Genomic DNA, 8,878 nt, shown 5'->3' on the forward strand with positions numbered 1-8,878 from the left:
GGCGTCCCCGCAGCGGTTCCCCATCGAAGCCGTGGAATCGCTGCGCGATTCCTGTAGGGCCGACCGCTGGTCGGCTGCTCTTGCTTTTGCCTTTGCCGCCCGGCCATTGGCCCAACTGCCGAGCATGGCTCGGCACTACAGATCCCCATCACCTGTTTGTCGTACCCGGCACTTGCAGTTGTGTGCGTTAGTAGTAATACTACTAACCATGGACCTGACCGACACCCAGCAGGCGATCCTGCAGTTGATCGCCGAGCGTATCGAGAGCGAAGGCGCACCGCCCTCGCAGACTGAAATCGCACGTGCGTTCGGCTTCAAGGGCGTGCGCGCGGCCCAGTACCACCTGGAAGCCCTGGAGCAGGCCGGTGCGATCCGTCGCATCCCGGGCCAGGCCCGCGGCATCCGCCTGGTGCAGGCGCCGCCGGTCGAGAAGCTGGCCGAGCCGGGCCTGCCCGACAGTGTGCTGCGCCTGCCGGTGCTGGGCCGGGTTGCGGCCGGCCTCCCGATCGGCGCCGACATCGGCTCGGACGATTTCGTGGTGCTGGACCGGGTGTTCTTCTCGCCAGCGCCGGACTACCTGCTGAAGGTGCAGGGCGATTCGATGATCGACGAGGGCATCTTCGACGGTGACCTGATCGGTGTGCACCGCACCCGCGACGCCCATTCCGGGCAGATCGTGGTGGCCCGCATCGATGACGAGATCACCGTCAAGCTGCTGAAGATCGCCAAGGACCGCATCCGCCTGCTGCCGCGCAATCCCGATTACAAGCCGATCGAGGTGCTGCCGGACCAGGATTTCGCGATCGAGGGCCTCTATTGCGGCCTGCTGCGGCCCAACCGTTGACCCGTTCCATAGCGCATTACCCCGCGGTCTTTTGTGGCGATTCTCTGGTTCCACTGAGGTTGGTACGGATGTCCGATAATTCTTTTCAGAGCGCCGGGCAGAATCTCAGCCTGTGCGATACGTCCGACTTAAAGTGAACCCATGGCAAAGAAGACCCCCAAAGACAGCACCCCCAACGACATGACCTCTGCAAGGACCAATACGATGGACGAGAACAAGAAGCGCGCCTTGGCTGCTGCTCTGGGCCAGATCGAGAAGCAGTTCGGCAAGGGCTCGGTGATGCGCATGGGTGACCGCGTGGTCGAGCCCGTCGAAGCCATCCCGACCGGTTCGCTGATGCTCGACATCGCACTGGGCATTGGCGGTCTGCCGAAGGGCCGTGTCGTTGAGATCTACGGGCCGGAATCCTCGGGCAAGACCACCCTGACCCTGCAGGCCATCGCCGAGTGCCAGAAGATGGGCGGTACCGCAGCTTTCATCGACGCCGAGCACGCGCTGGACCCGATCTATGCCGCCAAGCTGGGCGTGAACGTGGACGACCTGCTGCTGTCGCAGCCGGATACCGGTGAGCAGGCGCTGGAAATCGCCGACATGCTGGTCCGTTCGGGCTCGGTCGACATCCTGGTGGTCGACTCGGTCGCCGCACTGACCCCGAAGGCCGAAATCGAAGGCGAGATGGGTGACCAGCTGCCGGGTCTGCAGGCCCGCCTGATGAGCCAGGCGCTGCGCAAGTTGACCGGCAACATCAAGCGCTCCAACACCCTGGTGATCTTCATCAACCAGCTGCGCATGAAGATCGGCGTGATGATGCCGGGCCAGAGCCCGGAAACCACCACGGGCGGCAACGCGCTGAAGTTCTATGCCTCGGTCCGCCTGGACATCCGCCGTATCGGCGCGATCAAGAAGGGTGACGAGATCATCGGCAACCAGACCAAGATCAAGGTGGTCAAGAACAAGCTGGCGCCTCCGTTCAAGCAGGTCATCACTGAGATCCTGTACGGCGAAGGCATCAGCCGCGAGGGCGAACTGATCGACATGGGCGTGGATGCCAAGCTGGTCGAAAAGGCCGGCGCCTGGTACAGCTACGGTGAAGAACGCATCGGCCAGGGCAAGGACAACGCCCGCGGCTACCTGCGCGACAACCCGACCGTCGCTGCAAAGCTCGAGGCAGAACTGCGCGAGAAGTTCCAGCCGGCCGAAGCGGCCCGCGAGGATGGTGACGACGAAGGCGACGACGAGTAAGGCTTGCTGTGGGGCAGGGCGGCGCCGTCAGTGACGTCGCCCTGTCCCGCAGGTTCGAATCGCCCATGGATGGGCTGGGTGCCACGGATGGCGCCACCCTTGGAGTACCCATGTCCGACGCCGAAGACATTCCGACCGGCCGCAAGCGCCGACCGCGTGAGCAGACTCCCGTGCAGCGGGCGCTGGGCCTTCTGGTCCGCCGCGAACACTCGCGCAAGGAACTCACCCGCAAGCTGACCGCCCGTGGCATTGAAGACGAAGCCGCGCAGGCCGCTGTCGCCAAGCTGACCGAGGCCGGCTGGCAGGACGACACCCGCTTCGCTGAGAACCTGGTGCGGATGCGCGCCAACACCGGCTATGGGCCGATCCATGTCCGCGCCGAGCTTGGCACCCACGGCCTGGACAGTGCCGCGATTGCCGTAGCAATGGACAGCTACGAAGGCGACTGGCAGGAAAATGCTCGCGATCTGGTCCGCAGGCGCTTTGGCGAGGCCGGCCCGCAGGACCTGGCGCAGCGGCGCAAGGCCGCCGATCTGCTGGCCCGACGGGGCTTCGACGGCGACAGCATCCGCCGCGCGACCCGCTACGACCCGGATGACTGAGACTGGCGGCGCCGGGCCTGATACCCTTTAGGTTTTCGGCGGTCCCTCGCGACCCTGGCCAACGCGGCCGGTGGTCCGGGTCCGCCGGCCCGCAGACTGCCAGCCCCCAATGAACGCATCCGCCAAATTCACGACTTCCCAGATCCGCAGCGATTTCCTTGAATTCTTCAAGGGCAAAGGCCACACCATCGTGCCGTCGGCGCCGCTGGTGCCGGGCAACGATCCGACCCTGCTGTTCACCAACTCCGGCATGGTGCAGTTCAAGGACGTGTTCCTCGGCGCGGAAAAGCGCAGCTACGTGCGCGCGGCCGATGTCCAGCGCTGCCTGCGCGCGGGCGGCAAGCACAACGATCTCGACCAGGTTGGCTACACCGCACGCCACCACACCTTCTTCGAGATGCTGGGCAACTGGTCGTTCGGCGATTACTTCAAGAAGGACGCGATCGCCTGGGCCTGGGAGCTGCTGACGCAGGTCTGGAAGCTGCCGGCCGAGCGCCTGCTGGTTACCGTGTACCAGACCGACGACGAAGCCTACGAACTGTGGCGTGACATGGTCGGTGTGCCGGAAGAGCGCATCGTGCGCATCGGCGACAACAAGGGCGCACCGTTCGCCTCGGACAACTTCTGGCAGATGGCCGACACCGGTCCGTGCGGCCCGTGCACCGAGATCTTCTATGACCACGGCGACCACATCGCCGGTGGCCCCCCGGGTTCGCCGGATGAAGACGGCGACCGCTTCATCGAAATCTGGAACCTGGTGTTCATGCAGTTCGACCGCCAGCCCGACGGCACCCTGGTGCCGCTGCCGGCGCCGTGCGTGGATACCGGCATGGGCCTGGAGCGATTGGCGGCGATCCTGCAGCACGTTCACACCAACTACGAGATCGACCTGTTCCAGGCGCTGATCCGCAAGGCCGCCGAGCTGACCGGCACCGCCGACCTGGAAAACAAGTCGCTGCGCGTGATCGCCGATCACATCCGCGCCTGTTCGTTCCTGATCGTCGATGGCGTGCTGCCGTCCAACGAAGGCCGTGGCTACGTGCTGCGCCGTATCATCCGCCGCGCCCTGCGCCACGGCTGGATGCTGGGCGTGCGGCAGCCGTTCTTCAGCAAGCTGGTGCCGACCCTGGTCGAGCAGATGGGCGAGGCCTATCCGGAACTACCGGCGGCGGTGGACACCGTCACCCGTGCGCTGCAGGCCGAAGAAGAGCGTTTCGCCGAAACCCTCGATGCCGGCATGAAGATCTTCGAGGACGTGGCGGGCAAGGCCAGCAACGGCGTGATCCCGGGCGTTGACGCCTTCCGCCTTTACGACACCTACGGTTTCCCGCTCGACCTGACCCAGGACATCGCCCGCGAGCGCGACCTGACCGTCGACATCGCCGGCTTCGACGCCGCAATGGAGCAGCAGCGCGAGACCGCACGCGCAGCCGGCAAGTTCGGCGGCGGCGTGACCCTGCCGGCCGAGCTGGTGGCAACGCTCAGCCCGACCCTGTTCCTGGGCTATGACCGCCTGCAGGCCGACGGCCTGAGCGTGCTGGCCCTGCTCAAGGACGGCCGTCCGGTGCAGTCGGCCGATGCCGGTGATTCGGTCATCGTGATCACCAACCAGACCCCGTTCTACGCCGAATCCGGCGGCCAGGTCGGTGACACGGGCGTGCTTGCCGGCAACGGCGTGCGCCTGGTGGTGGAAGACACCCAGAAGTTCGCTGGCCAGTTCCATGGCCACGTCGGCACCCTGTCCGACGGCGGCCTGAAAGTGGGCGATGTGCTGTCCGGCCAGGTCGATGGCGAGCGCCGCGGCGCCACCATACTCAACCACTCGGCAACGCACCTGCTGCATGCCGCCCTGCGCGAAGTGCTGGGCACCCACGTGCAGCAGAAGGGCTCGCTGGTCGCGCCGGACCGCCTGCGTTTCGACTTCTCGCACTTCCAGCCGATCAGCGCGGAAGAACTGGCGCTGATCGAGCGCAAGGTCAACCAGCAGGTACGCGCAAACAACGCGGCCGAAGTCCACAACATGGGCATGCAGGAAGCGCTGGACTTCGGCGCGATGGCCCTGTTCGGCGAGAAGTACGGCGAGCACGTGCGCGTGCTGAAGATGGGTGACTACTCCACTGAGCTGTGCGGTGGTACCCACGTCAACCGTACCGGCGACATCGGCCTGTTCAAGATCACCTCCGAGGGCGGTGTCTCGGCCGGCGTGCGCCGTATCGAGGCGGTCACCGGCCAGGGCGCCCTGGATTACGTGGACGCCGAGGAGGCCCGCCTGGCCGAAGCCGCTGAACTGCTGGGCGGCAGCGCCGCCGACGTGGTCGAGAAGATCCGTGCCCTCGGCCAGCGCCAGAAGCAGCTGGAGCGCGAACTGGAGGCCGTGAAGGCCAAGGTCGCCGCCGGCGCCACGGCCGACCTGTCCGGCCAGGCCGTCGAGGTTGCCGGCGTGAAGGTGCTGGCCGCCCGCCTGGAGGGCTTCGATGCCAAGGCCCTGCGTGACGCCATGGACCGCCTGAAGCAGCAGCTGGGCGATGCGGTGATCGTGCTGGCCGGTGCCCAGGACGGCAAGGCTGCCCTGGTTGCGGGTGTGAACGGCAGTGCAATGGGCAAGGTCAAGGCCGGGGAACTGTTGTCCCATATCGCCAGTCAGATCGGGGGCAAGGGCGGCGGACGCCCGGACCTCGCCCAGGGTGGTGGCGAGGACGGGCCCGCCCTTGCCACTGCGCTGGCTGCAGTCGTCGAATGGGTCAGCCCCCGCCTGTGATGAACCTGGCCGTCCCCCTCCTTGTAGGAGCGGGACGGCTGACGGTACCATTGCGAATCTTTTCCCTTTGTCGTGGTAGCGCTTCTTGACGGAGCGTCAAGCCGGTGGGGGATACCCTTCCACACGGTTCCATGGAGACTTACAAAAATGTTGATCCTGACTCGCCGCGTCGGCGAAACCCTGATGATCGGTGACTCGGTGAGCGTCACCGTGCTTGGCGTCAAGGGTAACCAGGTGCGTATCGGCATCACCGCGCCGAAGGACGTCGCTGTGCATCGCGAAGAGATCTATCAGCGCATCCAGCGTGGTGATGAAGCCGGTGGCACCGGTAGCGAAAATTCTGCCGAATAACGCTTTACCTTCGCACTCGATTAACGTTATGATTCACGCCCCGCTGAGGTGCAACGCACCAGATGCGGAGAAAACCCCGGAGTGATGCCCGAGTGGCCGAAGGGGCTCCCCTGCTAAGGGAGTATAGGGTCAAAAGCTCTATCGAGGGTTCGAATCCCTCTCACTCCGCCAGATATAAAGAAGCGCCTGCAGATCCTCGATCTGCAGGCGTTTTTCTTTATCCGACACTCGCAGCGTGGAGCTGACTATCCTGGCTGATCGGTGCGGGTGGCAGGCGTTGGCATGGGCGTCGTCGCTGGTGCCGGAGCGGGCGCACCCGGCAGCTGTGGCGGTTCAATGTGACGAGGTGGAATTTCCCGCCACAGCAACGCAAGCGTGCAGTCGTTGGCACGTTCCCTGCACATTCTTTCGGCCTTCCGCTGCGCGGCGTCCGCAGTCTTCTCACCCAGTGCAAAGCCCAACGCAATCGTGCCGGTCGCTATGGCCGAATAACCTTCGCCGATGGTGCTGGCGGACTGGCCGCAATTGCGCGATCGCGCTGCGCAGTAGTGCAGCGACTGCTGCATCGCAGTGGTGAGGGAAGACTGGTTCATCGAATAGCCGTAGCGGCCATCCTTGTCGTAGGTGATCGCAGACGCAGCATTTGCGGCTGATGAAGCGGACAACAACAGCGCCAGTGAAACCGCATGCTTCCAGTTCATCACGCTCTCCTGTTTTGCCGATGGTGAATCAACCGGTGAATGTGGCGCAACCCCGCAGGGGGCGGGGGAGAACGCCTGCAGGCCATTTGCCCGCAGGCGCGTACCGACGCGTTCGATCGTCAGAGCCTAACCGTCACCCCCACCTGGAACCCACGCCCCGGCAACGGCGCGATGTACTTCAACGGTGAGTTGTGCGGCCGTGCTTCTTCATTGAGCAGGTTGCTGCCGTTGATGAACACTTCCATGCCGGCGATGTAGCTGCTGCGCACCGGCAGCTCACGGCTGATCTGCAGGTCGACCAGGTTGAAGGCATCCAGTGGCACTTCCTCGCTGACGTTGCGGCCGAGGTACTTCTGCGTGTCGTAGTAGGTGCTGGACAGCTGCGCCTTCCAACCCTCGCGTTGCCACTGCAGATTGGCGCCGTAGCGGTTGGTCGGCATGTTCGGCAGGTACTCGCCGTCGTTGTGGGCACGCAGCGAATCGGGGTGATCGGCCTTGTTCTTCACCAGATCGGCGAAGGCGGAGATGTTCAACGTGCCATAGCGGCCAAGGTCCAGGGCCTGCGATGCGTCGATCTCGAAGCCCTTCACCGTGGTGTCGGTCTGCTTCCAGTATTTCAGCGGCAGGCGGTTGGCGGTCTGCACGCCCGAGTAACCCAGGTACAGATAGTTCTCGTACTTCATCCGATACGCGGTAGCCGACAGTTCGAACCCTCCGATATGGAACAGGCCGGTCAGCTCCAGGTTTTTCGCGCGCTCTGGCTCGAGGTTCTGGTTGCCTTCTTCCTGGGTCATCACCGAGTAGTGCGCGTTGCTCGCATACAACTCATTGATCTCCGGTGCGCGCTGCGAGGACGAGTAGCGCACCTTGGCGGCGAACAACGGACCGAGCTCGACATACGATCCCAAGCTGTAGCTGTTGAGCCGGTAGTCGCGGTCCTGCAGTTTCGTGTTGGCGGCATTGCGCGCGGTCTTGAAGCGGCTTGGTTGCAGGTCATGGTCAACGCGCTCGTGGCGCACGCCAGCGTCGAAACTGGCCCAGCCGAAGTCCAGCGTCTCCTTCAGGAACATCGCGTTGCTGCGGGTGTCGACGTCAGGCAGGTAGCGCAGCGAGCCGCTGCCGGTGATATCACGCGACTGGTGGCTGTAACCGAGCAGGCCGCTGAGCGGACCGACACGCTGATGGCTCAACAGCAGTTCGGCCTGGGTGCTCTCGAAATCGTAGTCGTTGGCCCGGGTGGCACCCAGCCGTTCGCCCGAGGTGTTGTCCAGCTTCGAAACACGCAGTTCAGCGCGCTCGAACCACGGCAGCGGGTCGCGCAACAGGGCTTCCAGTGCGTAGCGTTCCTGCTCGATCACTACGCCCACCGGCAATGCGTTGGCGTAGTTGGAACCGAACGACAGGTTCTGCATCGAGAACCCGGGCACGCCGTATTCGCTGTCCTTGGCATCGATGCTGACACCCACGTAACCACGGTCGAAGAACAGGGTCGACCCGAACGCCACCTGCGAATTGCGCGCGTAACTGTTGCCCAACCGGTGATGGTAATCGGGCGTCACGTCGTTGTTGATCTGCTTCTGCACGTACGAAGGCGTGCCGGGTACGTAGGCCGGGTTGACCGGATTGATGTAGGTGCGGCGCTGCCAGACCGAAGTCGGATTGTTGGTGTAGAAGGAGAAATCGCCGTCGGCCCAGTCCGGGTTTTCGGTCATGAACTGGTCGATGTAGGGCTGCGAGGCCTTGTTGTAGATCTGCTGGACGCGCGCCTCCTTCTGGCAGCTGTCGGCCAGCGCCGAGTTGACGCCGCCGGTGGGCGGGAACAGCGCGGCGTTGCAGACACTGGCTTTGCTGTTGCCGGGGATGTCGTAGTGCGAGATGCGCTGCCGAGAGACCTGCAGGTTGGTCGAGACGTTGCGCTGGTTGTTGAAGTTCATGCGGAAGCCCTGCGCGTCCGCAGCATTGAAGCCCTTGCGCAGGACCAGTTCCATCGACTGGTCCTTGTCTTCCATGCTGCGCGAGATCAGGCCCGGATCGATCTCCACGCTGCCTCCGATCGCATTGCCGCCGTAGCGCACGGTGTCGGAGGACTTGTTGACGGTCACACTGCGTACGAACAGCGGATCGAACGGAATGTTGATGTCGCCGCTGATCGCGTTCATGCCGAGGATGGACTGGCCGTCCTGCAGGATCTGCACGCGGTTGCCGCTGAGGCTGCGGATGACCGGAGCGCCCGCGTTTGGCCCGAAGGCGCTGCTCTGCACGCCGGAGACGTGTTCGAGCAGGCCGCCGAGGGTGCGGTTCTGCGCATGTGGGTTGTCGACAGTGACCCGGGTGTCGATGCGCGAGGGCTGGGAGGCCTGGACCTGGAGGGTGGGGAGGG

Annotated in this window: 7 protein-coding genes and 1 tRNA gene; 6 read left to right on the forward strand and 2 right to left on the reverse strand. The window is 64.4% G+C overall.

Annotation, left to right across the window (positions count from 1 at the left end):
* The first annotated feature begins 208 nt into the window (after positions 1 to 208).
* From lexA to O0J15_RS19555, 6 genes are all read left to right on the forward strand, one after another.
* The gene (lexA, locus tag O0J15_RS19530; RefSeq protein WP_005412936.1) at positions 209 to 844 is read left to right on the forward strand and encodes a transcriptional repressor LexA; all 636 of its coding nucleotides are present in this window, start codon (positions 209 to 211) and stop codon (positions 842 to 844) included.
* Between the two features lie 204 nt (positions 845 to 1,048).
* Positions 1,049 to 2,086 carry a recombinase RecA gene (gene recA, locus O0J15_RS19535; protein WP_026346904.1) on the forward strand — a complete coding sequence of 346 codons (1,038 nt, stop codon included), beginning with the start codon at positions 1,049 to 1,051 and terminating at the stop codon, positions 2,084 to 2,086.
* A 110-nt stretch (positions 2,087 to 2,196) separates the two neighbouring features.
* Entirely contained in the window at positions 2,197 to 2,688 is a 492-nt protein-coding gene (gene recX / locus O0J15_RS19540) for a recombination regulator RecX (RefSeq protein ID WP_019658864.1), read from the forward strand.
* Between the two features lie 109 nt (positions 2,689 to 2,797).
* Positions 2,798 to 5,446, forward strand: coding sequence for an alanine--tRNA ligase (gene alaS / locus O0J15_RS19545; protein ID WP_111104585.1), 2,649 nt, complete (start codon positions 2,798 to 2,800; stop codon positions 5,444 to 5,446).
* 147 nt (positions 5,447 to 5,593) lie between these two features.
* Positions 5,594 to 5,797, forward strand: a complete 204-nt coding sequence (csrA, locus tag O0J15_RS19550; RefSeq protein WP_004152909.1) for a carbon storage regulator CsrA — start codon at positions 5,594 to 5,596, stop codon at positions 5,795 to 5,797.
* A 78-nt stretch (positions 5,798 to 5,875) separates the two neighbouring features.
* Positions 5,876 to 5,968: transfer RNA gene (locus O0J15_RS19555), tRNA-Ser, on the forward strand.
* 74 nt (positions 5,969 to 6,042) lie between these two features.
* Here the strand turns inward: O0J15_RS19555 and O0J15_RS19560 are convergent.
* Both O0J15_RS19560 and O0J15_RS19565 read right to left on the reverse strand, forming a co-directional pair.
* Complete coding sequence (locus O0J15_RS19560) at positions 6,043 to 6,498, reverse strand: DUF4189 domain-containing protein (protein WP_019658862.1); 456 nt, start codon at positions 6,496 to 6,498, stop codon at positions 6,043 to 6,045.
* 119 nt (positions 6,499 to 6,617) lie between these two features.
* On the reverse strand, positions 6,618 to 8,878 hold a 2,261-nt coding region (locus O0J15_RS19565), incomplete at its 5' end, for a TonB-dependent receptor (protein WP_308306144.1).

Source organism: Stenotrophomonas sp. Sm10 (assembly GCF_030985515.1).
GTDB lineage: Bacteria > Pseudomonadota > Gammaproteobacteria > Xanthomonadales > Xanthomonadaceae > Stenotrophomonas > Stenotrophomonas hibiscicola.